Genomic DNA, 24509 nt, shown 5'->3' with positions numbered 1-24509 from the left:
GCCGATGGTACTGCAGGGGGGACCCTGTGGGAGAGTAGGACACCGCCGGACACCATTCACGATGGCCACCCAGAAATGGGTGGCCATCGCTGTTTAACCACCACCTCGGATCCCCGCTGCTCGCTGGAGCGCGGTGCGGGTTAGGGTGGTGCGACGGCTGCGGCCGTCCTCCCCGCCCTCGGGCGGGTCAACTCCACAGAGCATCACCACGACAGGCGAGGAACGCATGGACGACTCAGGATCCGACCGCAACGACCGGGACTCCGGACGTCGTGACGAGCGGCCGCCTCGCGCCGGCGGCCCCGGCCGCTCCTCGAACGATCGCGGCGGCTCGGGCGATTCCCGCCCCCGCCGCGACGGTGATGCTCGTCCTTCCTATCGTGGCGGTGGCGACTCCCGTCCGCAGCGTGATGGTGACTCGCGTCCTCCGTACCGCGGTGGTGGCGATTCCCGTCCGCAGCGCGGCGGGGACTCTCGTCCTCCTTACCGTGGTGGTGGGGACTCTCGTCCGCAGCGTGATGGGGACTCCCGTCCGCAGCGTGATGGGGACTCCCGTCCTCCTTACCGTGGAGGTGGGGATTCCCGTCCGCAGCGTGATGGTGACTCGCGTCCTCCTTACCGTGGTGGTGGGGATTCCCGTCCGCAGCGCGATGGGGACTCTCGTCCTCCTTATCGCGGTGGCGACTCTCGTCCGCAGCGAGACGGTGACTCTCGTCCTCCTTACCGTGGTGGTGGGGATTCGCGTCCGCAGCGTGACGGGGACTCCCGTCCTCCTTACCGTGGCGGTGGGGATTCGCGTCCGCAGCGTGACGGGGACTCCCGTCCTCCGTACCGCGGTGGTGGCGATTCCCGTCCGCAGCGCGACGGGGACTCCCGTCCTCCTTACCGTGGCGGTGGGGATTCGCGTCCGCAGCGTGATGGTGACTCGCGTCCTCCGTACCGCGGTGGCGGCGATTCCCGTCCGCAGCGTGACAGTGACTCTCGTCCTCCTTATCGCGGTGGCGGCGACTCGCGTCCGCAGCGTGATGGTGACTCGCGTCCTCCGTACCGCGGTGGCGGCGACTCTCGTCCGCAGCGTGACAGTGACTCTCGTCCTCCTTACCGCGGGGGTGGGGATTCCCGTCCTCAGCGCGATGGGGACTCCCGGCCTCCTTACCGTGGAGGTGGGGACTCGCGTCCGCAGCGGGATGGGGACTCCCGCCCTTCGTACCGTGGTGGCGGCGACTCCCGTCCGCAGCGTGACGGTGACTCGCGCCCTCCGTTCCGCGGTGGATCGCGCGACGGGGGAAGCCGGCCGTGGTCGGACGATCGTCGGGGCGGCGGAGACCGCCAGGGCGGCGGACGCGGACGCGAGGGCTTCGGCGGCGGACGCGGCGGCCCCCGCGAGGAGCCGGAGCTCACCGAGGAGGAGCGCGAGCGGCGCTCCCTCCAGTCGGTGCGTCCGCGCCACGACGACCCGGACCTTCCGGACGACGTGCAGGCCAAGGACCTCGACAAGGTCGCCCGCAACGAGCTGCGCACGCTCTCGAAGGACAACGCCGAATGGGTCGCCCGTCACCTGGTGATGGCCGGCCGCCTCCTCGAGGAGGACCCCGAGCTGGCGCACCGCCACGTGCTCTCGGCGGCTCGTCGCGCGGGACGCATCGCCGTGGTCCGCGAGTCGCTGGCCATCTCGGCGTACGCGACGGGCGACTTCGCCCTGGCGCTGCGCGAGCTGCGGACCTTCCGTCGGATCTCCGGCTCGGACGAGCAGGTGCCGCTGATGGTCGACTCCGAGCGCGGCGTCGGCCGACCCGACAAGGCGCTCGAGCTGGGACGGTCGATCGACCGCACCACGCTGAGCCCCGGCGCGCAGGTGTCGCTGGCGATCGCCATGTCCGGCGCCCGCCTCGACCTCGGGCAGGCGGAGCTCGCTCTCATGGAGCTCGAGATCCCGCAGCTCGACCCGGACCGCGCGTTCTCGTACAGCCCGAATCTCTTCGCTGCCTACGCACTCGTCCTCGACGAGGTCGGCCGTTCCGACGAGGCCGCGGAGTGGCAGCGTCGCGCCGACATCGCGGCGCAGGCCGTCTTCGCGGCCGAGGGCGGCGGTGACGACGAGACGATCGAGGTGATCGAGGAGGAGCACGAGTCGGCCGTCGCAGCGTCTGCTCCCGATCGCGCCGAGGAAGGGACCGCGGTCGACGACGCGGACGACTACCTGGACGACGAGGAAGGCCCGACCGCCGTCGACGACGCGGACGAGGACGAGGTCCACCGGACTGTGTCCGAGGAGATCGACGACGACGACGACGCGGACGCGGACGACGCCGACGCGAGCGCTGACGCCGACGCCGACGTCGTGGACACGGACGAGCCGACCTTCGCGGACGAGTCCCTCGAGTCCGACGATCTCGCCGAGACGGACCCGGATGAGGCTCTCGACTCGGCTGACCCGACCGCCGACGAGTCGGTCGAATCCGCCGACACCACCGAGGAGGACGCCGATGTTCCGCAGCAGCAGGACTGAGCCCACTCCGCTCGACGGCCGCGACTCCGTCCTGGCCGACCTCGACGGGGTCGTCTACAAGGGTGCCGACGCGATCCCCTTCGCGGTGGGGAGCCTCAACCGCGCGGCCGAGACGCTGCGCGTCGGCTACATCACCAACAACGCCTCCCGCACGGACGCCTCCGTCGCCGGGCACCTCTCCGAGCTGGGGCTGAGCGTCCGGCCCGAGGACGTCGTCACCTCCCCGCAGGCAGCGGTCGTGCTGCTCGCCGACCTGGTGCCGGTCGGCTCGACGATCCTCGTCGTCGGGGCGGAGGGCCTCACCTCCGAGGTCGAGCGCGCCGGGTTCACCGTGACGCGCAGCGCGGAGGACTCGCCGGCGGCGGTCATCCAGGGCTTCGCGCCCACGGTCGGCTGGGAGCAGCTGGCCGAGGCCTCGTTCGCGCTCCACACGGGGATCCCGTGGGTCGCGACGAACACCGACTGGACGATCCCCGTCGCGCGCGGCATCGCCCCGGGCAACGGGACCCTCGTCTCGGCCGTGCACACCGCGGTCGGCCGGCTCCCGGTCGTCGCGGGCAAGCCCGAGCGGGCCATCTTCGACGCGGCGACCGCGCGCTTCGGCTCGACGAACCCGCTGTTCCTCGGCGACCGGCTCGACACCGACATCGCCGGCGCGAACGGCGCCGACATGGAGAGCGCCCACGTGCTCACCGGGATCGACCGGGCCAAGCAGCTCCTCGCCGCGGAGCCCAAGCTCCGGCCGACGTACATCCTCGGCGACCTGCGCGAGCTGCACCTGCCCTACCCGGCGACGACGGTCTCGCGGAACGGCACGCACGCCGTCCGCGGCGCCAAGGTCCGCCTCGACGGCGACTCCGTGGTGATCGTGGACGCCGGCGACGACGCGACCGATCTGCTCCGGGCCGCCTGCTCGGTGATCTGGTCGTCCGGCCGCGCGATCTACGGCCTCGACGTGCCGGAGTCGCTCTACAGCTGAGCCTGCTCGGCGGGCTCCCGGCGTCCCTCGCGGCGCAGGAGCCCGTCGAGCCGGCCGGCCAGACCGACCGCGACGATCGCGATCAGCGCGGCGTACGAGAAGGTCGCGGCGAAGACCCCGGTCCCGGCCCCGATCAGGCCGGTGACCGCCGCCGCGAGGAGGCCCGTCAGCGCGAGGGAGACCGAGGCGCCGGTCGAGTCGGCGATCTGCAGGGCCGAGCTGTTGAAGCCCTCCCGGCCCGGAGCGGAGAGCGCGAGCGTCATCGTCCCCATCCGCGGGAACATCGTGCCCATGCCGCCGCCGGCCAGGAACCAGCCCACGCCCGCGACGATCGGGCTGAGGGCGAGCACCGTGACGAGCAGCACGACTCCGATGCCGGCGAGCACGAGCGACGAGCCGAGCCGCATCGCTCCGCCGTGGCTGAGGCGGGTGCCCGGGCCTCCCTGGAGGTTCGAGCCGAGAGCCCAGGAGACGGCGCCCGCGGTGAGCATGGCGCCCGAGAGCCAGGGCGGCAGGCCGTACTGCTCCGAGAGCAGCAGCGGCAGGTAGACCTCGGTGCCGAAGAACGCCGCGGCGACGAGGGCGCGGAGGAGGATCACCGACGGCAGGACGCCCCGGGCGCGCAGCGTGCCCGCGGGCAGGAGCGCGCGAACCGCCACGACCACGACCACCACGGCGGCCGCGGCCAGGAGCCCGGCGAGGTCGGGCGCGAGCTCGGCGCTCGTGCTCAGCACGACGACTCCGGCCGAGACGACCACGGCGCGGGCGATGCGGCCCACTGCCCGGCGATCGAAGGGGAGGCGCTCGCGCGGCTCGAGCGAGCGGAGCGTCGGCGCGATCGCGGCGCTCGCGAGGGCCACCAGGGCGACCACTCCGAAGAAGACCCAGTGCCAGCTCGCGAGCTCGGCGACGACTCCGGCCACCAGCGGCCCCACCAGCGACGGCACGACCCAGGCCGCGGCGAAGGCGCCGAAGATCCTCGGATGCAGCTCGCTCGGGTAGACCCGCGCGACGAGCACGTAGAGGGTGACGGTGATCCCTCCGCTGCCCAGCCCCTGCAGCAGGCGGGCCGCCACGAAGACCGGCATCGCCTGCGCGGCGCCCGCGGCGACGAGACCCAGGGTGAAGAGCAGGATCGCGACCACGAGCGACGGCGTCGGGCCGCGGCGGTCGGCGGAGGATCCGGCCGCGACCATCCCGACCACGGCGGCGGCGAGCGTCGCCGCGAAGGCCAGGGGGTAGAGGGCGCGACCGTCGAGGTCGGCGCTGACGATCGGCATGATCGTCGTCACGGCGAGCGACTCGAACGCGCAGAGGAAGACGAGGCTCGTCGTTCCGATGGTCGTCAGGAGGAGGGGAGCCGAGGTGATGCCGCGGCGATCACGAGAACGCACCTACTCAACAGTACGCCGAGCGCACGGCCGGTCAGCGGTAGACGGCCCAGTCGTCCTTCGCGAGCACCGTGGGGGTGCCCTCGATCTCGACCAGCCAGCCGCGGTCGTCGCGCTCGAGGTAGCGCCCCTGGACGATCTCGGGGGCCCAGCCGCCGTCGCGGGACGAGATCCAGCGGACGAAGCGGACGGTGCCTCCGCGCCGGAACAGTGTGCCGTTGTGGTCGCTCATGCGGGGATCTTCTTCACGGAGAGGTCGTCGGGCGACGAGGTTTCGGGGAGGAGGTGGAGGCCGAGGCGGCCGTTCGAGGCGTTCGAGAGCTCGCGCAGCCAGTGCGGGTTCAGCTCGATCGAGGCGGTGCCGTCGTACTCGTAGCGGGTGGGGATGCCGGGGTGGAGCCACAGTTCGGACCGGCGGCCCTCGGCGTCCTCGATCGTCAGGAGGAAGCCCTCGCCGCGGCGGAACCGCGAGGTGATCACGGTCTGGAGGTGGGCCAGGGCGCGGTCCTCGAAGGAGTGCGAGCTGGCGGGTGCGCCGTAGAGCAGTCGTCCCATCGCGCGCACTTCCTCACCGTCGGCGGCGCACGGAAGGCGTGCCGCACCGTCGACACTAGGTATTGCTAAGTCGGTTGACTAACAGTCTCGGCGCCGAGTGCGCTTTCGGGACACACGGCGTCCGATCGCCGGAGAAGTGGTTCGATGGGGGCAGCGAGTTCCCGTCCGGGGCGCCTGCCGCTCGGAAGGTGCACCTCGATGGACGCTCGGCCAGACCTGTTCGCTCTGCTCACGCGATTGCGCACGGCGGAGCGCGACTACGACGGCCGCGTGGAGCGCCGCCTGGGCATCGGCGCCACGGATCTCGCGGCCCTGCGGCTGATCGGGGTCGGGGAGCGGCGCGACGAGATCGTCCGCGCCGTCGACCTGTCCGCGGCCCTGTCGATCACGACGGCGGCCGTCTCCCTCCTCGTCGACCGCCTCGCCCGCGCCGGCTACGTGAACCGCACTCCCGACCCGTCCGACGGCCGCGGCCGCATCCTCTGCCTGACGGAGCGCGCGCAGAAGGCCATCGTCGGCACCGACGACCCGACCTACGAGCAGATCCGCGCGATGGTCGCGAAGGTGCCCGAATCGGAGGCCGCGACCGTCGCGGTGCTGCTCGACGGCCTCAGCCGCATCCTCGAGGGGCAGCCGCCGCCCGAGCTCGTCGACTGATCAGCGCTGCAGCGTGGCGCTCGGCGACTCGCCGAATCGCTCCGCGTAGGCCGCGCTGAAGCGGCCCGCGTTCCCGAAGCCCCAGTGCCGGGCGACGGCGGCGACCGTCGTCCCGAGGGGCGGACTCACGGCGAGCTCCTCCCGGGCGCGGTCGAGCCGCACCAGGCGCAGGTAGGCGATCGGGCGCATCCCGAGCACCCGCTGGAACGCGGACTGCAGGCCCCGGACGGTCAGGCCCGACGCCGCCGCCATCTCGGCGGGGCCGATCGGCTCGCTGCAGTGGGCGTGCACGTACTCGACGGCCGTGCGGATCCGTGCGTTCCGGGGGGCGAGGAGCTCGGGCGGGACCGGAGCGGACTCCGGAGGGTAGAGGTCGAGCAGCGCGGAGGCCGTGGCACGGGTGAGCTCGTCCCAGAGCAGCTGCTCGACGCGCTCGCTGCGCAGCGCGCGGGCGGAGTCGGCGACGGCGGTGCGCCAGCGGCGGATCGCCGCGGCGTCGGGGCGGTGCTCGGAGTCGAAGACGAGGGACCCGACGAGGCCGCGCTCGGCGGCGACCCGGTCGACCACTCCCCGGTCGAGGTGCACCAGGCGCTGGTCGAAGTCGACGTAGTCGAAGGCGAACGGCCGGCCGACGGGGAAGAGGACGGGACGGTTCTCCTCCATCGCGATCGAGGCGCGGCCGACGTCGATCCGGCCGGAGCCGCCCACGATCCACTGCACGACGACATCGTCCGAGTCACCCACGCCGCCCGCGAGGCGCCCGGACATCCGCGAGGTGCGGAGGGTCATCCCGCCGTCGCCGATGGCGGCGTAGCGGTAGCTGAAGTCTGCAGCGGTGGTGGCGGCGCGCCACTCGTCGCCGTTGTAGAGCCGCGCGAGGCTGTGCCGCGCCTCGTCCGGATCCTCGCCGCGGGCCTCCAGCCGGACGCGAGGGTGGTGATCGTCCACAGGTCGTTCCGGTGCCTCAGCGCGTGAGGCGCTCGATGAGCTCGCGGTAGCGCGCGGCCGTGCGCTCGACGATCTCGGACGGGAGGGTCGGCGGGAGGCCCTGGCCGTCCCAGTTGTAGGAGAGCCAGTCGCGCACGATCTGCTTGTCGAACGAGCGGCCGCGGATGCCGGCGTCGTAGTCGTCGGCGTCCCAGTAGCGGGAGGAGTCGCTCGTGAGGACCTCGTCGCCGAGGGTGACGACTCCGGTCCCGCGGTCGACCCCGAACTCGAACTTCGTGTCGGCCAGCAGCACGCCGCGGGCCAGGGCGATGGTGGACGCCTCGCGGAAGACGGCGAGCGAGAGGGTGCGCAGCGCCTCCGCGGCCTCCTCCCCGACGATCTCGACCGTGCGCTCGAAGGTGATGTTCTCGTCGTGCTCGCCCTGCGGGGCCTTCCACGCGGGGGTGTAGATCGGCTCGGGGAGCGCGTCGCCGTCGTGGAGGCCCTCGGGGAGCGGGACGCCGCAGACGGAGCCCGTCTCCCGGTACTCCTTCCAGCCACTGCCGGAGAGGTAGCCGCGCACGACGCACTCGATCGGGAACATGTCGAGCGTCTTCACCAGCATCGACCGGCCGCGGACCGCCTCGGGGATCGCGCCCGGGATCAGATGGTTGGGGACGTCGGAGAGCTGCGCGAACCACCAGAGGGAGAGCGTGGTCAGCAGCTCGCCCTTGCCGGGGATCCCGGGCTCGAGGACCGCGTCGTACGCGCTGACCCGGTCGCTGGCGACGACGAGCATGCGGTCGGCGCCGAGCACGGGGTCGGCGTCGTCGGGGGTGTAGAGGTCGCGCACCTTGCCGGAGTAGGCGTGCTGCCAGCCGGGCAGCGGCGCCGTGGTGTCGAAGGACAGGGAGTCGTCGCGGGTCACCGCACCATTCTCCCCGATCCGGGGGGCTCCGCGGCTCCTGAAGACCTCCTGTGTCCTGGCGGATCGGGGCTGTCAAGCACGCGCGGTCGCCGATCCCGCGCGCCTAGCGTCGAGACATGACTTCGCAGAAAGACCAGACTCCGCAGAACGACCAGTACACGTTCCAAGACCCGACCGCGATGTTCGCCGACATCGACACGGAGGCCCAGTACCAGGAGGGCTCCGGCCTCGACTCGAAGATGGACGACCCCGCCGACCGCGGCGAGTCGACCTACCGCGGCTCCGGCCGCCTGACCGGGCGCAGGGCGCTCGTCACCGGAGGCGACTCGGGCATCGGCGCGGCCGTCGCCATCGCCTACGCCCGCGAGGGCGCCGACGTCGCGATCGTCTATCTCCCCGAGGAGGAGTCGGACGCGAAGAAGGTCGTCGCGCTGATCGAGGAGGCCGGACGCACCGCCGTCGCCATCCCCGGTGACATCACCGACCACGACTTCGCGGTGGGCGCCGTCGCGAAGGCCGTCGAGGGCCTGGGCGGACTCGACATCCTCGTCAACAACGCGGGCAAGCAGCAGCACGTCGAGGACTTCCTCGAGCTCTCGGACGAGCAGTTCGACGAGACCTTCAAGACCAACGTCTACGCGATGTTCTGGATGACGAAGGCGGCCGTGCCGCACCTCGCCCCGGGCTCCGCGATCATCAGCACCTCGTCGATCCAGGCCTACCAGCCGTCGCCGATGCTGGTCGACTACGCCAGCACGAAGGCCACGATCAACACGTTCTCGAAGGCGCTCGCGCAGCAGCTCGCGCCCAAGGGGATCCGCGTGAACGTCGTCGCCCCGGGCCCGATCTGGACGCCGCTGCAGACCGCGGGCGGCCAGCCGTCCGACAAGCTGCCCGAGGTCGGCTCGCAGACGCCGCTCGGACGCTGGGGTCAGCCGGCCGAGCTCGCTCCCGCCTACGTGTTCCTCGCCTCCCCGGAGTCGAGCTACGTCGTCGGCGAGACGCTGCACGTCAACGGCGGCATGCCCACGCCGTAACACTCGGCGCTCACGGCGGGCCCGGTCGCGGAGCGGAGGAACCTCTTCCGCGCCGTGGCGGGGCCCGCCGTTTTGGTTGTCGTAACAATCGACTGCTGTGCAGGTTCGTGCGCGAGAGTCGGTGCATGACCGATTCCCTGCCGATCCTCGACCTGTCCCGCCTCGACCAGGGGGAGGCGGAGGCCGCCGCCTTCCGCCGCGACCTCCGGGAGACCACGCACGACGTGGGATTCTTCTACCTCGTCGGCCACGGCGTGCCCCAGGACCTCCTCGACGACGTCGTCGCCGTCTCCCGCCGCTTCTTCGACCTGCCGGAGGAGGAGAAGCTCGCGATCGAGAACACCCTCAGCCCGCAGTTCCGCGGCTACACCCGCTTCGGCGCCGAGCTCACCAACGGCGACGTCGACTACCGCGAGCAGGTCGACATCGGCATCGACCGACCGGCCGTTCCCGCCGGGCCCGGCGTCGCCGACTACGAGCGCCTCGAGGGGCCGAACCTCTGGCCCGAGGCGCTGCCGGAGTTCCGCGAGGTCTTCGAGCGCTGGCACGCGGAGCTCGCGGCGGTCGCGATCCGGCTGCTGCGCACCTGGGCCGTCGCGCTCGACGCCCCGGAGGACGTGTTCGACGAGGCGTTCGCCGAGCGGCCGTTCTCGCTGGTGAAGGTCGTCCGCTACCCGGGCACCTCCGACCCGGAGCCCAAGCAGGGCGTGGGCGCGCACCGCGACGGCGGCGTGCTGACGCTGCTGCTGGTCGAGCCCGGCAAGGGCGGCCTGCAGGTCGAGCACGACGGCTCGTGGATCGAGGCACCCGCGATGGAGGGCGCGTTCGTCGTCAACATCGGCGAGATGCTGGAGCTCGCCACGGGCGGCTACCTCAAGGCCACGCTGCACCGCGTGATCTCGCCGCTGATCGGGACGGACAGGATCTCGATCCCGTTCTTCTTCAATCCCGCGCTCTCGGCCACCATGCCCTCGCTCCCGCTGCCCGAGGAGCTCAAGTCCGGCCTCTCGGTCGACCCGACGAACGCGCCGATCCTCGAGACCTACGGCGAGAACGCGCTGCGCTACCGGCTCCGGGCCCACCCGAACGTGGCGGCCGCCCACCACGCGGACCTGCTCGCTCCCACCGTCTGACCCGGGAACGACGAAGGGCCCCCTTCCGCGCGAGCGCAGGAGGGGGCCCTTCGTCGTCAGTGCGTCAGCAGCGCGCGGCGGCCACGGGGACCGTCGCGGTGAACGCGGGCTGGCCGGTCGCCGATCCGGTCACCGTCACCGTGCCGGCCGGCATCGAGGCCAGGCGGGTGGTGAAGGCGGCGGAGGCGGACGATCCGGGTGCGATCGCGGTGAACGACTTCGAGCCGTAGGCCGAGGCGATCGTGACGTCCGCGGCAGCGGTGTCGGTGTTCTTCACGGTCGCGGTGAGCACGATCTTGCCGGCGACGCAGCGCGTGGCGACGGCGGGGACGAGCTCGAGGGTGTCCAGCGGGACGGCGGCCGAGACCGACGTGCGCACCAGCTTGTCCGCGTACCCGGTGTAGGAGGCCGTGACGCCGGTCACGCCCGCCGGGACCGAGACGCTCGCCGAGCCGCCGGAGAGCGGGACGGTCGAGGTCCACGAGCCGCCGGTGAAGGTGACCGAGCCGACGACGTCGCCCCTGTCGGCCGCCGCGACCGTCGCCGTGACCGTGCGGCCGTCGGCGGTGAGGGTCGTGGTGGAGTCGACGGCGGTGACGCCGGTCCAGTTCTTCATGGCGGTGAGGACCGTCTGCGGGACGCTCACGAACGCACCGTGCCGCGGGCTGGCCGGGAGGCCGGGGCGGCTCTTGGGCGAGACGTTCCAGTCGGCCGACTGCGAGAGGCGGTTCGTCTGCGAGCTGCCGGCGATGGCCGCTCCAGAGGTGAGGAAGGCCTTGTAGCCGCCGTCGCCGTAGTTGTCGACGAGGAAGGCGTAGCCGTCGCCCGTGCCGGTGGTGTCGTTCGGGTCGCCCGCGTTCAGCTTGATGATCTCGGGTCCCTCACCGGCCTGGCCGGTCTCGAGCGAGGTCATCCGGGTGTCGGTGAGCTGCCAGGTGGTGTTCGGGTCGGCGCTCCAGTTGGAGGAGGTCGTCCCAGCGGTCAGGACCTTCGACTTCTCGAGGAAGATGTCCTTCCCGGCCTCGAGGGTTCCGGCGGCGCCGCCCTCCTCGTTCTTGGTGAAGCGGTAGTAGTAGTCGCCGATCTTCGTGATCGTCGAGTCGATCCGCGCGTAGCCGGTGTCCTGCCAGGTGGCGGGAGGAGCGGTGAAGGTGCGGAAGTCGCGGGTGATCACGGAGAAGACGCGGGAGTAGAGCTTGTCGTTGTTGGTCTTCGTCGCGTCGGAGTAGAGGCGCGAGGAGAAGAACACGACGTAGGACTGCAGGGCGTCGTCCCAGTACGCCTCGGGCGCCCAGGTCATTCCGGCGGCCGGCTGGTTCACCGTGATGCCGGTGTCGGCGCCGTTGGTGCGGGTCCACTGCACCAGGTCGGTCGACTCCCAGACCTCGATCTTCAGGCTGCCCTTGGACTGGGCGTCGCCCCAGCCGGTGCCGCAGGAGATGCAGAGGTCGGTGGCGACCATGTAGTACTTGTCGCCGTTGTGCGAGCGGAGGATGAACGGGTCGCGCAGGCCCTTCGTGTCGGTCGTCGAGGTGATGACCGCCTTCCCGCCGTTGACCGGCGAGAAGGTGAAGAAGTCGTTGCCCGAGGTCGCGGCCTGGTAGATCTTCTCGTCGCCGTCCGACTTGAAGTACGCCGAGGCGTAGCCCGCGTCGGGAGCGGTGCGGCCGAGCTCGGCGACCGTCAGCGTGAAGGCGCGCGTCTCGGTGACGCCGTTGAGGGTGGCCGTCGCGGTGAGGGTGACGGTCCTGTCTCCGGAGCCGTAGGCCGGCCGGGTGACGACGCCGCCGCCGCGGTAGGGGTCGGCCGCGCCGACCGCCGGAGCCGCGTAGGAGGTGTTCGTCGGCGTGACGAGGGCCGGGTCCGAGGAGGTCCAGGTGATGTCGGTGCCGTTCCGGGCGCCCTTCACCGCGAGGGGGAGGTTCTCGGTGGTGCGCGTGGCGAGCTTCAGCGCGTCGAGGTCGTCGTTGATGCTCGGGGCGAGCACGACCACCTCGAAGGGGATCGTCGCGCCCTGGGCGGTGGTCGCCGTCAGGGTGACCGGGGTGTTCTGCGCGATCGAGCGCGAGACGACGCCGGTGGCCGAGACGACCGCGCTGTTCGAGGAGGTCCAGGTGAGCGGGACGCCGCTGCTGGAGGCGGGCAGCGTCAGGTTCGAGGAGACCTGGGTCAGCGACGGGTTGCCGGCCAGCAGGACGGGCTGGATGTCCGAGCGCAGCAGGGCGGAGGTCGCGGACGCCTTCGCCGCGGCGGTCGGCATGCTCGAGGCGACCTGCTCGGCGGTGAGGGAGGTGTCCCAGAACTTCACGTCGGTGACGTCGGCGGTCACGAGCGCGTCGCCGGAGTAGAGCGAGCGGCCGAGGTAGCCGAGAGTGGACCCGGTCGGCACGATGCTCGCCATCGACTTCGTGGTGTTCGCCGTCGAGATCTGCGTGCCGTCGCGGTAGAGGGTCAGCACGGTGCTCGACCCCGTGCCGGTGCCGACGAGCGTGAGCGTCGTGAACCCGGGGTTCAGCGTGCCGCCGAACGGCATGCGGGTCTCGCCGTTGCTGGTGGGCTCCTTGACGCGGATGCCCGCGAGGACCTGTCCGCTGGGCGAGCCGTCGGGGTTGCGCGGGTTCACGAAGACGTGGTTGCCGAGCTGCGTGGTGTTCCACGGGCCGACGCCGTCGCCGATGACCCAGCCGAACTGGTTGGCGGTGGTCTGCGTCTTCACCGTGTACTCGACGGCGAAGGCGTTGTCGGCTCCGGTGACCAGGCCCTGGGGGAGGCTCGCGTAGCCGTCGTTCTTGAACCGGGCGACCTGGTCGCCGCCGGCGTTCGCGAAGGACGCGTCGGTGAGGCCGGTCAGGGTGGCGTTGCGTCCGTTGCCCGAGATGTCGAGCAGGGCCGAGCCGGCGTGCGACATGTCGTAGTGCGCGGTGGGCGCCGGGACGTCGACGGCCTGCGCCGAGACGGGGACGAGAGCGCCGGTGAGGGCGACGCTCGTGCAGGCGAGAGCGGAGAGGAAGAGGGATCGCACGCGGCGCCGAGGCGCGGCGGCAGGGGGCTCCGGGGAGCGTCGTCTCATCGTCGAGACCTTTCCTTCGGGGGAGGGATGCGTCGAGCCGAGGGGACCGACGCGTGTGTTCACGTTAACATGTGAGCCGCCTCAGAGCCATGGCGGAATTGCTCCGGCGTCGGGAGCGAACCATGCGACAGGGGCGCGCCTCGGCGCAAGACCTGCACCCGCGAGCGCCCGGGGCGTAGCGTGAGCGCACCGCATCCTGGCCCCCGGTGACGGAACCATGCCCATCCGCCTGCCCTGCGAGGACTTGACCATGACGACGCTCTTCCACACCGGTGGCTCCCTCTCCCTCGACGACGCGACCGCCGACGCCGTCGTCCGCTACTCGCTCGCGCTCGCGCAGCAGCATCGGATGAGCACGGTCAGCGTCGCCGACGACTCGGCCCCCTCCTCCGTCGTGACGCTCACCGTCGGGCTCGGCGTCCCCCTGGTGGTCGCAGGGACCGGTAGCGCAGCGGCGGAGTCGAGCGCCGAGATCCTCGAGCGCCTCGACGCGCTCGACGGCGCGGGCGGTCCGGTGCCCGCTTCGGACGTCGACCCCCGCGCGACGTGGGAGCTCGAGAACGAGTACTGAGCTCTGAGCCGCGGCGCTGCCGGCGCGGATCCGCCCCGCTCCTGCTCCGCGGGGCGCGGAGCGTCAGCGCCGGTAGTCGCGGATGATCTCCTGGGCGAGCGTCGTGATCGGAGTCGACGTCGCTCGCGCGCGGACCCGCAGCACCTGGAAGGCCTGCTCGACCGTGGTGCGGTGGGCGTAGGCGAGGATCCCCTTCGCCTGCTCGATCAGCACCCGGCTGTCGAGGGCGTGCTGCAGCTGCTCCTGGGTGACCGTGCTCTGCTGGAGCGCGCGCTGATGGAGGATCCCGATCGTCGCGACGTCGGCGAACGCCTGCACGACCGCGATGTCGTCCGGATCGAGCCGCCCCGGCCGGGCCTGGAAGAGGTTGAGGGAGCCGATCGTCGTCCCCGCCGACCGCATCGGCACGCAGTGCGCCGAGAGCACGTCGAGCTCGACCGCCAGCGTCCGGAACTCCGCCCACTCCTCGCCCACGGCGCGGGCGTCCTCGACGATCACCGGCCGCCCGGTCTCGAAGCACTGGATGCACGGGCCCGACCCGCTGTCGAGCTGAAGCAGCTCGATCAGCCGGGTGTCCTCGTCCGTGGAGGCGAGCACCTCGAGGGAGCCGGTGGAGTCGGCGAGGACGAGCCCCGCCGAGACGGCGTCGAAGAGGGTCGCGCTGCTCTCCACGAGGGTCTGGGTGAAGTCGACGACGTCGTAGTCGTCGACCAGTGTGTCGGAGAGGGCGACGAACGTCTGGATGACGCTGCGCTCGCGGGAGTTCGTCACCATGTGTCGTCCTGGGCGGTGAGAGGGCGGTCGGGGAACCCGTCGTGCCGGGCCACGATGCCGGAGGCGACATCGACGACGGAGCGCTGCTGGGCGAAGGCGTGGGCGCGCAGCAGCAGCTGCGCCTCCTCGGCCGTGCTGCCGTAGCGCGCGATGATCATGCCGGTCGCCTGGTGCACCACGCGTCGCGAGCGCGGATTCGTGCTCTCCTCGACCTCGTTGTCGCGCAGCACCGCGGCAAGCACCAGCAGCGCCGTCGCGGTGGTCGAGGCGCTGATCCGGCCGAGGAGGGAGTCGCTGAGCGACGTGGGGCGGCGGGAGTAGAGGTCGACCGCGCCGATCGAGAGCCCCGCGATCGAGAGCGGGAAGGCGAAGACCGCGCGCACCGCCGTGGGGCCGATCGCCTCGGTGAAGAGCGGCCAGCGCTCCTCCGCGCCGGTGTCCGGCACCGAGACGGGGCCGGCAGCGCGGATCGCCTCCCAGCACGGGCCCTCGCCGAGGTCGATCTGGATCTCGTCCAGCCGGCTCGCGGTGCTGTCGCTCGCGGCGACGGTCTCGCCGCCGAAGGGGCTGCCGAGCGTGGAGATCGCGACGCCGTCGATCGGATACCCGCGCAGATACGGGTCGCAGAGAGCGTCGGAGTCGGTCACCGCGCCCATTTCAGCCGTCGGCTCCGCTCGGAGCGACGCTCCGCCGGACCGGCGGGGACCACGACGCGGTGACGCGCGGGAGTCCGCCTGGCTGCGCTGCCCGGGCGCAAAAGCCGACGGCCCGTGAAGCGGCTCGTCGGGCGCGGACGGTGCATGGTGCGGGGCGACGGGAGCCGGAGGACGGCGGCCTGCACGGCGACGGAGCGGCTCAGGCCGGGGTCGATCGAGCCGGGACGCTCGAGGGCGGCGATGAGGTCGTCGAGGACGGCGAAGGCGGGATCTGTCATCACGGCTCCTGGCCGGGTGTCCGCGGCCGTTGTCGTGCGCCGAGGCGCGGGAGGTGTCGATCGGGTGTCGCCGTGCGGGGTCCGCGCACGACGTCGACGAGGTCCTGCCCGACGGTACGGGGCGCGGATCGACCGGACGACGTGGTTGACCTCTCGGAGGTCCGCCGCTACTCGTACTCTGCGTTGACCTCGTCGAAGTCGTTCGTGATGATCGACAGCGGGGTGTACGGCGTGATGAGGAGGAGCGCCGGGTTCGCGCGACCCTCGCCGTAGTTGACGGTCAGCCACTGCGGGGTCGGGGAGGCCAGGGCGGCCTCGACCTCGGCGCGGAACTCTTCGAGGCTCCTGTTGTTGACGGTGTAGGCGGTGCCGTTGTAGATCAGGTCGATGCGCTTCACAGCTGGTCGCCCTTCGCCGGGGGACGCACCGGTTCGGCGGGTTCCGAGATCACGTACAGCCCGCCCGCGGAGTTCGCGAGGTCGGTGAGCGCGGAGATCCAGGCGGGGTTGATGCGGGGCATCCGGCCGCCGAAGTACTTGTAGCGGAGAGCGTGGGAGGGGTGGATCCAGATCGCGCTGCGGCCGTCGCCCATGCTGTGGTCGTCGCGCCAGCTGAGCAGGAACGACTCGTTGCGGCGCAGCTTCGCGGTGATGACGATCTGCAGGTGCGCGAGCACGCGGTCCTCGAAATCGATCTCGACGGTCCCGTCGTAGTGCAGCTTCCCCATCGGCGTCTCCAGCCCCTGATCTCCGGCCGGCAGACGCCCGCCGTTGCCACCACCCTTCCGCAGACCGGAGGGATCCGACAACCCGGCCGCCATTCTCTGCTCGATCTGTCCAGGTCTTCCGTCAGCGGCGGTCCTCTGTTAAATTCCTCCCTCCACGCAGCCGGCGCTGCCGAGCATGGACGGCATGAAGCACATCCTCTTCGCCGACAAGACGATCCTCGTGGGGGACGAGGCGGCCGACGCGCTCGTCGAGTACGCCGTCGCCCTCGCCGCGAAAGGCGCGGCCGACACCGTCGAGTACACGGGGATCGGCGCGGACGGCGGGACGGTCGACGCCACCTTCCTCGTGAACGCCGCGGCCGCCCTCATCGTCGAGACCACGCCGAGCGACCTGCCCGAGCCGGACAACGCGGCGGAGGTGGTACGGCTGCGCGAGCGGATCGACGCGCTCACCGGCGAGCATCCCGTGCAGCCCGGCGACGGCGAGCTGACCAGTGGTGCCGACTACGAGGACTCCTCCGAGCGGTGAGTGGTTCCCCGTGGTGCGGACCCGGACCCGGACCCGGATGCGACCGGCGTCCGCTACCACTGCGAGGCTCCGCAGTGAACCCCCTGATCGGCTGAGGGGAGGCGGACGTACCGTGGCCCTGCGGGTCGCCGACGACACGATCACCGGTCGACCGCTACGGGCACGGCCGCGGGCCGGCCGGGGAGGACGGGCACGATGACCGGAGACCATCCCTTCTGGGTGCGCCTCGCGCGCAAGGAGCCGCAGTGCGCCATCGTGCGCGGCCGGGTCTTCGAGATCGGCGCCCCCGACGAGCGGGACGGGGCCTTCCTCCTCACGGTCTGGGAGAAGGGGCGGCCCGTCGGGCACGTCCTGAACGTGGATCCGCCCGCCTACAAGCCGTGCGGACCGGGGCACTCGGTCGAGCCGCAGCGGGTCGACGGGGTCGAGGAGCTGCTCGAGCTCCTGGTGCCCCAGCGCACTCGGCTCGCGGCGCACGGCTGACGCCGCTCCCGTCCGCGGGGGCCGCCCGAGTCCTGTGCACCGGGAGCGGGGCGAGCGCTGAGCACCCACTGACGGACGCCCGGGACGGGGGAGTCGTGCGGCCGGGCGGCGGCTGGCATCCTGACCTCGGTGCGACGAGCGCGCCCGCGAGGGGGAGCCCGATGAGCACCACCGAGGACGTCGACGACGGGACCGCTGAGTTCGGGTACCGCCCCTCCCTCACCCGCGGCATCGGCCGCTTCGGCAGCTTCGCCGCGGGCGTGAGCTACATCTCGATCCTGACCGGCACGTTCCAGCTCTTCTCCTTCGGCTTCGCGCTCGGCGGTCCCGCCTACTGGTGGTCCTGGCCGATCGTGTTCACCGGGCAACTCATGGTGGCCCTGTGCTTCGCCGAGCTCGCCGCCCGCTACCCGGTCGCGGGCTCCGTCTACAACTGGAGCAAGCGCCTCGCCGGGCCGACGGTGAGCTGGCTGGCGGGCTGGCTGATGGCCACCGCGTCCGTGGTCACGCTCGCGGCCGTCGTGCTGGCGTACCAGGCGACGCTCCCGCAGATCTGGAGCGGGTTCCAGCTCGGCGGCTCCGCGGGGGTGAGCGCGGTGGTCTGGGGAGCGGTCCTGATCGCGTTCACCACCGCGGTCAACGCGCGCGGCGTGCGGCTGATGGCCCGGATCAACAGCGTCGGCGTGCTGATCGAGCTCGTCGCAGCGGTGCTGCTGGTGGCGGTGCTCGCGGTGAACGTGGTGCATCCGCCGACCGTGCTGCTCGACACCAGCGGCTACGGCGGGAGCACGCCGGGCGGGTACGCCGGCGCGTTCCTCATCGCCGCGATCGCGTCGGCGTACGTGATGTACGGGTTCGACACCGCGGGCTCGCTCGGCGAGGAGACGGTCGATCCGCGCCGGACCGCGCCGACGGCGATCCTGCGGGCGGTGACCGCCTCCTTCGTCCTCGGCGGCCTCATCCTGCTGCTCGGCATCCTCTCGGCGCCCGACCTCGCCGACCCGGCGCTCGGGCAGGCGTCGGGCGGGCTGCAGCGGATCGTGCTGCAGGTGCTCGGGGGGCCCCTCGGATCGGTCCTCCTGCTCTGCGTGGTCGTCGCGATCACCGTGTGCGCGCTGGCGGTGCACACGGCGGGCATCCGGCTGATCTTCGCGATGGCCCGCGACAACGCCCTGCCCGGCAGCCGCGTGCTCGCCCGCGTCGACCCGCGGCGCGGGACCCCGGTGGCGCCGGCGCTGGTCGTGGGGGTGCTCGCGGTGCTGATCCTGGTCGTGAACATCGGGACGCCGGCGATCTTCACGGCCGTGACGAGCGTGGCGGTCATCCTGATCTACCTCGCCTACCTGCTGGTGACGGTGCCGCTGCTGATCGCCCGGCTCCGCGGCCGGTGGCCCGCAGCCGCGCCCGGGCGCTTCTCGCTCGGCCGCGCGGGCCTGCCGGTGAACGTCGTCGCGGTGCTCTGGGGCGCGGCGATGACGATCGACCTCGCGTGGCCGCGCGTCGAGGTCTACGGGGAGGAGCTGCGCTGGAGTGCGGTCGTCGTGATCGCCGCGGTCGTCGGGATCGGCCTGGCCTGGTTCCTCCTCCGCGGCCGGCACCGCCTCGGCACCCTGCCCGCGCACGCGCTCCCCTCGACGCCGCCGCAGAGCTGAGTCGCTCGAGAAGGCCTGTTCTCGAGGGGCAGGACGATCCTTCCCGGGCGACTCGGCGGCGGCACCGGGAGGAGGATGGGGGAGCGGGTGCTCGGCCGAGCGCCGCGGGAAGGAGCGCGCGTGCGGAACCGCCTGGCGACTCCGTCCCTGCTCGCGCACGCCGTGCTCATCCAGGCCGTCGCGTTCCTGCTCCGGCCGGCCGCCGTCTACCAGGCGATCCGGCTCGACGTGCCGGCCTGGGCGCTCGGGGCGCTCGGCGCCTCGTTCGCGCTGGTGCCGCTGCTGATCGCGCTGCCGGTGGGCGGGCTGGTCGACCGGGTCGGCGCTCGGGCCGTGATGGCCGTCGGCTCGCTCGTCGCGGTGGGAGCGGCCGCGGTGCTGCTCCTGGCGGGCGGGAGCGTCGCGGGGCTGCTCCTCGGCATCGCCCTGCTCGGCGCGGGGCACCTGGGCTGCGTGGTCGGGCAGCAGACCGTCGTCGCGGGCGGCACCGGAGGGACGCGTCTCGACAGCCGCTTCGGCTACTACACGTTCGCCGCGTCGCTCGGGCAGGCGATCGGGCCCGCGTTCATCCCGGTGCTCGCGGGCGGCTCGGTGCGGCCCGACCCGGCGCCGCTGTTCCTCGTGGGCGGGATCCTCGCGGTGCTGCTGCTCGTCTCGACGGCGGGGATCCGCAGCCCGTCCCCGCGAGGACCCGCGGCGGAGGGGGCGGCGGCTCCGGGCTCGACGCTCGGTCTCCTCCGGGTGCCGGGCCTCGCGCGCGCCCTGCTGACCAGCGCGACCGTCGTCGCCGCCGTCGACCTGACCGTCGTCTACCTCCCCGCCCTCGGCGCCGAGCGAGGGCTCCCGGCCGGCGTCGTCGGGGCCCTCCTCACCGTGCGCGCGCTCGCGTCGATGGCCTCGCGGCTCCTCCTCGGTGCGGCCACCGCCCGGCTCGGGCGCACTCGGGTGATGGTGGGCGGCATCCTGATCTCGGCGCTCTGCCTGGTGCTGGTCGCCCTGCCCGCGCCGACCGTGCTCCTCTTCGTCGCGGTCGCCGCCCTCGGCCTGGGCCTCGGGATCGGCCAGCCCATCACGATGTCGTGGCTGATCGAGCGCACCCCCGCCGACCGCCACGGCCGCGCCCTCGCGCTGCGCCTGGCCGGGAACCGCCTCGGGCTGATCGCCCTGCCCAGCCTCCTCGGCGTCCTCGCGGCGGCGTCCGGAGCGGGCGGCGTCCTCATCGGCACCGGTGCCGCGGTCGGCGCGACCCTCCTCCTCCTGCGCGGAGTGCGCCTGGACTGAGGTGCCCGGGGCCGCAGTGGATCGGCGGCGCGAGCCGCGTTCCCTGGCCTCTCCGTCGGAAGACCGGAGGGTCAGCTGCCCGGCTCCTCCACGCGGACGTCCTCGGCGGCCTTGTCGGCGCGCCAGCCGCGCCAGACCGGCTGGCGGAGGGTCCCGGAGGCGGTGCGCTCGCGGTAGCGGACCTCGCCGACCAGGACGGGCGACACCCAGTGCACGCCGCGCGACTCGAGCGGAGGGACGGAGACGGCGGGCTCCTCGGTGGCGTGCTCGGCCAGGCGGTCGACCAGTCCGCGGCGCTCGCGGTCGCTGAAGCCGGTGCCCACACGGCCGGAGTAGGCGAGCCCGTCCTCGCCGGGGATCGCGGTCAGCAGCGCCCCGACCGAGCCCTGCAGGCCGCCGTCGCCCTCGCGCCAGCCCACGATCACGACCTCCTGCAGCCGGTGGTGGGTGAGCTTGATCCAGTCGCGCGAGCGGCTGCCCTCCTGGTAGCGCGAGTCGCGGCGCTTGGCGACCACGCCCTCGAGGCCGAGGGCGCGGCTGGTGGCCATCGCCTCCTCCAGGTCGCCGTCGAACACGGACGGGACGTGCACGCGCTCGTTCTCGGCGACGAGCTCGACCAGTGCCGCGCGACGGGTGTCGTAGTCGCTCCCGGTCAGGTCGTCTCCTGCGCGCTCGAGCAGGTCGAAGACCATCAGGTGCACCGGCGTGGACCGGGCGGCCGCCTCGATCTCGCGCGGCTTCGTCAGCCCGCCGCGGGTCTGCAGGGCGCCGAAGTCGGGGCGCCCGCGAGCGTCGAGGGCGACGATCTCGCCGTCGAGCACGGCGTCGGCGGCGGCCTCGGCGAGCGGGGCGAGCAGGTCGGGGAACGCCGCGGTCAGGTCGTTGCCGTTGCGGCTCGTGAGGGTCGCGGTGCCGCCCTGCACCCGCACGAGAGCGCGGTAGCCGTCCCACTTCATCTCGATCGCGGCCCCCGGGTCCACGTCGCCGCGGCGTCCGGCCGTGGCGAGCATGGGGCGGTGGCGGCGCGGGGCGGAGTCCTCGGCCGGGCGGTCGGCGGAGGGTGCGGGGCGGGGAGCGGGCGACGCGGCGGACGCGGTCGCCCGGCCCCGTCGCTGCGTCCCGTGCCCGTGAGCGGGACCCGGCGCCATCAGGTGCAGGAGCCAGTTCTTCTCGGCGCCCTCCCTCGAGCCCGTGTGCAGCAGGGCGTAGCGGCGGGGCTCGCCGCCGAGCCCGCCGTCGGGGCGGCCGGTCAGCACCGCGATCACCTCCTTCCCCTCGCGCCACTTCTCGAGCGCGTAGGTGCCCTCGTCCCAGATGCGCACCCCGCCGCCGCCGTACTCGCCGGCCGGGATCGTGCCCTCGAAGGTCGCGTATTCGAGGGGGTGGTCCTCGGTCTGCACCGCGAGCCGGTTCGGGTCGCCCTCCAGCGGCGGGCCCTTCGGCACCGCCCAGCTGACCAGGACGCCGTCGTGCTCGAGCCGGAAGTCGTAGTGCAGGCGCCGCGCGTGGTGCTCCTGGATGACGAAGGAGTCGCCCGAGGAGGAGCCCGCGGACGCCGCCTCGGGCACCGGCTCCGGCGTCCTCGACGCGTCGCGCATGCTGCGGTAGATCGCCAGGCGGTCGGAGGAGGCGTCCGTCGCGGCGAAGCCCGCCATCCTCCCCGGGGTCGGCTCGAGCCCGGCACCCCGGGCGGCGAGCAGCGGGCGGAGGAGGTCGCCGTCGCTCCGCAGCCGCTCCACCACCTCGTCGGGCGACAGGTGGCGCAGGTCCTCGGCACCCAGCTCCTCCCACGTGCGGGGCGCGGCGGCGGCCGGCCGGAGGCGCCCCCGGAGGGAGTAGGGGGCGATGGTCGTCTTCGCCGCGCTGTTCTGGCTCCAGTCGACGAGGACCTTGCCCTCGCGCAGGGTCTTCTTCATGTCCGAGACGACGAGGTCGCGGTGGTCCGACTCGAGCGCGCGCGCCAGCTCGTGCGCGACCGCCGAGATCTGGTCGCTGGAGGCGGAGGCGTCCAGCGGGCAGTAGAGGTGGATCCCCTTGCTCCCGCTGGTCACCGGCAGCGGAGCCAGCCCCATCCCCTCCAGCAGGTCGCGGGCGAGGAACGCGACCTCGGCGCACTCGGCGAGGCCCGCCCCCTCGCCCGGGTCGAGGTCGAGCACGAGACGGTCGGGCGGACGGCGCTCGCCGTCGGAGCCCACCCGCCACTGCGGGACGTGCAGCTCGAGCGCCGCCTGCTGCGCCAGCCAGGTGAGCCCGGCGACGTCGTCGACCAGCGGGTACTCGACGTCGCGCGACGAGTGCGCGAGCCGGGTCCGGCTCAGCCAGTAGGGGGCGGAGGAGGGGAGGTTCTTCTCGAAGAAGACCTCGCCCGGATGCTCGGCGGTGCCCACTCCGTCGACCCAGCGCTTCCGGGTGACCGGGCGGCGCGCGAGATGGGGCAGCAGCGCGGAGGCGACGGAGGCGTAGTAGGAGAGCACATCGGCTTTGGTGAAGCCCGTCTCCGGGTAGACGACCTTGTCGAGGTTCGTCAGCCGCAGCCTCCGCCCGCCGACCGAGACGATCTGCTGCGAGGCGGCCATCCCCCCATGGTGGAGGCAGGTGCGCGCCGAGGGAACCCCGGACCGTCGCGGGAACCCGCAGCGAGCCGCCTCCACGACTCGGGGTTCCCTCGGCGGCGGGGAGTAGCGTCGACGCACCACGTCCGAAGGAGCCCTCCGTGCCCGACACGATCGCCGACATCCCCCTCACCACGATCGACGGCACCACGTCGACCCTCGCCGACTACCCGCCCGTGCGGCTGATCGTCAACGTCGCCTCCCGCTGCGGCCTCGCCCCGCAGTACGAGAAGCTCGAGGCCCTGCAGAAGAGCTACGGGGAGCGCGGATTCACGGTCCTCGGCTTCCCGAGCAACCAGTTCCTCCAGGAGCTGAGCGACGAGGACAAGATCAAGGCGTACTGCTCGACGACCTGGGGGGTCACCTTCCCGATGTTCGAGAAGGTCCGCGTCAACGGCCGCTCGGCGCACCCGCTCTACGCGGAGCTCACCAAGGCGGAGGACGAGAACGGCAAGGCCGGCCGGGTGAAGTGGAACTTCGAGAAGTTCCTGATCACGGCCGACGGCACGGTCCACCGGTTCCGCCCGACGGTCGAGCCCGACGACCCTCGGATCGTCGACCTGATCGAGGCGTCGCTACCCGCCTGATCCCGCTCAGCGGCGGGCGCGGGGCGGAGCACCCCGCCCGTCGCGGATCAGCGGTCGCGGAGCCCCAGGGCCGAGCGGGCGTCCGCGGGCTCGACGCCCTCGGGGCAGACGATGTCCGAGACGTCGAACGGCGTCGCGCGCGAGAACGGGATCATCTCGATCCCGTCGACGTGGCGCAGCAGCACGAGGCCGCCCTCGCCCTCGCGCAGGCTCCGGCGCACCTGGCGCAGGAAGATGCCGGCCATGTCGAGCTCGACGACGAAGGAGCGGCCGCTCACGTCGATCCGGCAGCCGATGACCGGCTGGGAGCCGACGGAGACGGAGTCCGGCACGCGGCGCGGCTCGATCGGCTGCTCCTTGCGGAGGGTCCGCACCGGGGTGAGGGTGGGCAGGCCGGTCGCTCGCGCGGTGTCCGTCATGGTCGTCTCCGTCCGTCGACGTCCGCCGATGGTTCCGGGGACGTCTTCTCGACGGTACTTCGCGTCCCCCGCAGAGGGGACGGGGTTGACGGCCGTGCGATCAGGGGGCAGCGGGGCCCAGGAGCGGCGGAGCTCAGGAGCCCTGGCGCTGCTCCTCGGGCTCCGGCAGGACCGAGAGCTCGCCGTGCATGCTGGCGACGCTGAGCATCTGCTCGATCCACGCGCGGTTGAGCTTGGGCTGGTGCGCCTCGGTGAAGCGGAAGTGCAGCGGCACCGACGGGTGCAGCCAGACGGAGCTCCGGCCGTGTCCGGTGGAGGCGTCCTCCATCCACGAGAGCGAGAAGGCTTCGTTGCGGCGCAGCTTCGAGAGGACGGCGACCTTCAGGTGCGCGAGGACGCGCTCCTCGAATTCGATCTCGAGGTTCTGCGGTCCGTAGATGAGCGTGGCCACGGGCCCCCTTCGTTCATCGGGCCGGCCCTGGCGGACGGGAGATCCGCGACGGAGCATCGACTCTCGCTACATGCGTCGGCTAACGTGGCGCCCAGCACGCCCGGCAGTGCTACGTCCCGTCCGCGGGACTGTCAATGGGGGTCCGGCGTGTCTCCCGCCCGATTCCCCGCACCGGGGTCCGAGCGGATACCGTCCCCCGAGGAGCCGTCCGCCAGGGCCGGCCCGATGAACGAAGGGGGCCCGTGGCCACGCTCATCTACGGACCGCAGAACCTCGAGATCGAATTCGAGGAGCGCGTCCTCG

General features: G+C 72.6%; 26 protein-coding genes. 11 read left to right on the top strand and 15 right to left on the bottom strand.

The window, feature by feature from the left end; all coding sequences use genetic code 11:
- Positions 1-235 precede the first annotated feature (235 nt).
- Positions 236-1450 (bottom strand): hypothetical protein, encoded by a 1215-nt coding sequence (locus C5C82_RS17350; RefSeq protein WP_146085999.1) that lies wholly within the window; start codon positions 1448-1450, stop codon positions 236-238.
- On the opposite strand from C5C82_RS17350, the gene C5C82_RS14185 reads away from it, so the two are divergent.
- Together C5C82_RS14185 and C5C82_RS14180 are read left to right on the top strand one after the other, a co-directional pair.
- Positions 1436-2509 (top strand): hypothetical protein, encoded by a 1074-nt coding sequence (locus C5C82_RS14185; protein WP_104355255.1) that lies wholly within the window; start codon positions 1436-1438, stop codon positions 2507-2509. The genes C5C82_RS17350 and C5C82_RS14185 overlap by 15 nt on opposite strands.
- Positions 2487-3488, top strand: a complete 1002-nt coding sequence (locus tag C5C82_RS14180) for an HAD-IIA family hydrolase (RefSeq protein WP_104355254.1) — start codon at positions 2487-2489, stop codon at positions 3486-3488. The genes C5C82_RS14185 and C5C82_RS14180 overlap by 23 nt, the downstream gene beginning before the upstream one ends.
- Here C5C82_RS14180 and C5C82_RS14175 read toward each other — a convergent pair.
- From C5C82_RS14175 to C5C82_RS14165, 3 genes are read right to left on the bottom strand one after another with little or no spacing between them, the layout of a single operon-like run.
- Complete coding sequence (locus tag C5C82_RS14175; protein ID WP_258066136.1) at positions 3479-4882, bottom strand: MFS transporter; 1404 nt, start codon at positions 4880-4882, stop codon at positions 3479-3481. The two genes, C5C82_RS14180 and C5C82_RS14175, sit on opposite strands and share 10 nt — an antisense overlap.
- A 31-nt stretch (positions 4883-4913) precedes the next feature.
- Complete coding sequence (locus C5C82_RS14170; protein ID WP_068256013.1) at positions 4914-5111, bottom strand: hypothetical protein; 198 nt, start codon at positions 5109-5111, stop codon at positions 4914-4916.
- The gene (locus C5C82_RS14165) at positions 5108-5434 is read right to left on the bottom strand and encodes a hypothetical protein (protein ID WP_104295692.1); all 327 of its coding nucleotides are present in this window, start codon (positions 5432-5434) and stop codon (positions 5108-5110) included. The genes C5C82_RS14170 and C5C82_RS14165 overlap by 4 nt, the downstream gene beginning before the upstream one ends.
- 198 nt (positions 5435-5632) lie before the next feature.
- Here C5C82_RS14165 and C5C82_RS14160 point away from each other — a divergent pair, with 198 nt between their 5' ends.
- Positions 5633-6091 carry a MarR family winged helix-turn-helix transcriptional regulator gene (locus tag C5C82_RS14160; protein WP_181067834.1) on the top strand — a complete coding sequence of 153 codons (459 nt, stop codon included), beginning with the start codon at positions 5633-5635 and terminating at the stop codon, positions 6089-6091.
- Here C5C82_RS14160 and C5C82_RS14155 read toward each other — a convergent pair whose 3' ends face one another.
- Complete coding sequence (locus C5C82_RS14155; protein ID WP_104260834.1) at positions 6092-7039, bottom strand: helix-turn-helix domain-containing protein; 948 nt, start codon at positions 7037-7039, stop codon at positions 6092-6094. It abuts the gene before it with no gap.
- 16 nt (positions 7040-7055) lie between these two features.
- Entirely contained in the window at positions 7056-7946 is an 891-nt protein-coding gene (locus C5C82_RS14150) for a phosphoribosylaminoimidazolesuccinocarboxamide synthase (protein ID WP_258066135.1), read from the bottom strand.
- 116 nt (positions 7947-8062) lie between these two features.
- Between C5C82_RS14150 and C5C82_RS14145 the strand changes: the two genes are divergently transcribed.
- Positions 8063-8983, top strand: a complete 921-nt coding sequence (locus tag C5C82_RS14145) for a glucose 1-dehydrogenase (protein WP_104355253.1) — start codon at positions 8063-8065, stop codon at positions 8981-8983.
- 125 nt (positions 8984-9108) lie between these two features.
- Entirely contained in the window at positions 9109-10116 is a 1008-nt protein-coding gene (locus C5C82_RS14140; RefSeq protein ID WP_104223790.1) for an isopenicillin N synthase family oxygenase, read from the top strand.
- A gap of 64 nt (positions 10117-10180) precedes the next feature.
- On the opposite strand, the gene C5C82_RS14135 is transcribed toward C5C82_RS14140, so the two are convergent.
- Positions 10181-13138: an immunoglobulin-like domain-containing protein gene (locus C5C82_RS14135; protein ID WP_258066133.1), complete on the bottom strand. Its 2958-nt coding sequence runs from the start codon at positions 13136-13138 to the stop codon at positions 10181-10183.
- A 298-nt stretch (positions 13139-13436) separates the two neighbouring features.
- On the opposite strand from C5C82_RS14135, the gene C5C82_RS14130 reads away from it, so the two are divergent.
- Positions 13437-13757: a hypothetical protein gene (locus C5C82_RS14130; protein WP_104273193.1), complete on the top strand. Its 321-nt coding sequence runs from the start codon at positions 13437-13439 to the stop codon at positions 13755-13757.
- Between the two features lie 63 nt (positions 13758-13820).
- On the opposite strand, the gene C5C82_RS14125 is transcribed toward C5C82_RS14130, so the two are convergent.
- From C5C82_RS14125 to C5C82_RS14105, 5 genes are all read right to left on the bottom strand, one after another.
- Positions 13821-14531 (bottom strand): GAF and ANTAR domain-containing protein, encoded by a 711-nt coding sequence (locus C5C82_RS14125; protein ID WP_104267923.1) that lies wholly within the window; start codon positions 14529-14531, stop codon positions 13821-13823.
- Positions 14525-15187 (bottom strand): GAF and ANTAR domain-containing protein, encoded by a 663-nt coding sequence (locus tag C5C82_RS14120; RefSeq protein ID WP_104223787.1) that lies wholly within the window; start codon positions 15185-15187, stop codon positions 14525-14527. Before C5C82_RS14120 ends, C5C82_RS14125 begins: the two co-directional genes overlap by 7 nt.
- Entirely contained in the window at positions 15175-15465 is a 291-nt protein-coding gene (locus tag C5C82_RS14115) for a hypothetical protein (protein ID WP_104355252.1), read from the bottom strand. The genes C5C82_RS14120 and C5C82_RS14115 overlap by 13 nt, the downstream gene beginning before the upstream one ends.
- Positions 15466-15632: 167 nt before the next feature.
- Positions 15633-15863, bottom strand: a complete 231-nt coding sequence (locus C5C82_RS14110; RefSeq protein ID WP_104355251.1) for a hypothetical protein — start codon at positions 15861-15863, stop codon at positions 15633-15635.
- Positions 15860-16192 carry an ATP-dependent DNA ligase gene (locus tag C5C82_RS14105; RefSeq protein ID WP_104223784.1) on the bottom strand — a complete coding sequence of 111 codons (333 nt, stop codon included), beginning with the start codon at positions 16190-16192 and terminating at the stop codon, positions 15860-15862. The genes C5C82_RS14110 and C5C82_RS14105 overlap by 4 nt, the downstream gene beginning before the upstream one ends.
- Before the next feature lie 184 nt (positions 16193-16376).
- Between C5C82_RS14105 and C5C82_RS14100 the strand changes: the two genes are divergently transcribed.
- The 4 genes from C5C82_RS14100 to C5C82_RS14085 all read left to right on the top strand — a co-directional run bounded on the left by C5C82_RS14100 (position 16377) and on the right by C5C82_RS14085 (position 20137).
- Positions 16377-16721 (top strand): hypothetical protein, encoded by a 345-nt coding sequence (locus C5C82_RS14100; RefSeq protein WP_146085998.1) that lies wholly within the window; start codon positions 16377-16379, stop codon positions 16719-16721.
- A gap of 195 nt (positions 16722-16916) precedes the next feature.
- Positions 16917-17204 carry a hypothetical protein gene (locus tag C5C82_RS14095; protein ID WP_104355249.1) on the top strand — a complete coding sequence of 96 codons (288 nt, stop codon included), beginning with the start codon at positions 16917-16919 and terminating at the stop codon, positions 17202-17204.
- Positions 17205-17365: 161 nt separating this feature from the next.
- Entirely contained in the window at positions 17366-18856 is a 1491-nt protein-coding gene (locus C5C82_RS14090; protein WP_104239013.1) for an APC family permease, read from the top strand.
- Positions 18857-18976: 120 nt separating this feature from the next.
- Complete coding sequence (locus C5C82_RS14085) at positions 18977-20137, top strand: MFS transporter (protein WP_258061331.1); 1161 nt, start codon at positions 18977-18979, stop codon at positions 20135-20137.
- A gap of 71 nt (positions 20138-20208) precedes the next feature.
- On the opposite strand, the gene C5C82_RS14080 is transcribed toward C5C82_RS14085, so the two are convergent.
- Positions 20209-22713: an ATP-dependent DNA ligase gene (locus C5C82_RS14080; RefSeq protein ID WP_104355248.1), complete on the bottom strand. Its 2505-nt coding sequence runs from the start codon at positions 22711-22713 to the stop codon at positions 20209-20211.
- A 137-nt stretch (positions 22714-22850) separates the two neighbouring features.
- Here C5C82_RS14080 and C5C82_RS14075 point away from each other — a divergent pair, with 137 nt between their 5' ends.
- Entirely contained in the window at positions 22851-23336 is a 486-nt protein-coding gene (locus C5C82_RS14075) for a glutathione peroxidase (RefSeq protein WP_244229546.1), read from the top strand.
- 47 nt (positions 23337-23383) lie between these two features.
- On the opposite strand, the gene C5C82_RS14070 is transcribed toward C5C82_RS14075, so the two are convergent.
- Both C5C82_RS14070 and C5C82_RS14065 read right to left on the bottom strand, forming a co-directional pair.
- Complete coding sequence (locus C5C82_RS14070; protein WP_104223778.1) at positions 23384-23755, bottom strand: hypothetical protein; 372 nt, start codon at positions 23753-23755, stop codon at positions 23384-23386.
- 133 nt (positions 23756-23888) lie between these two features.
- Positions 23889-24206: a hypothetical protein gene (locus tag C5C82_RS14065; RefSeq protein WP_244229547.1), complete on the bottom strand. Its 318-nt coding sequence runs from the start codon at positions 24204-24206 to the stop codon at positions 23889-23891.
- Between the last annotated feature and the right edge of the window lie 303 nt (positions 24207-24509).

The organism is Rathayibacter sp. AY1D5 (assembly GCF_002932515.1).
Lineage (GTDB): Bacteria > Actinomycetota > Actinomycetes > Actinomycetales > Microbacteriaceae > Rathayibacter.
Note: the sequence above shows the minus strand (reverse complement) of the source record. Positions and strands in the feature narration are given on the sequence as shown.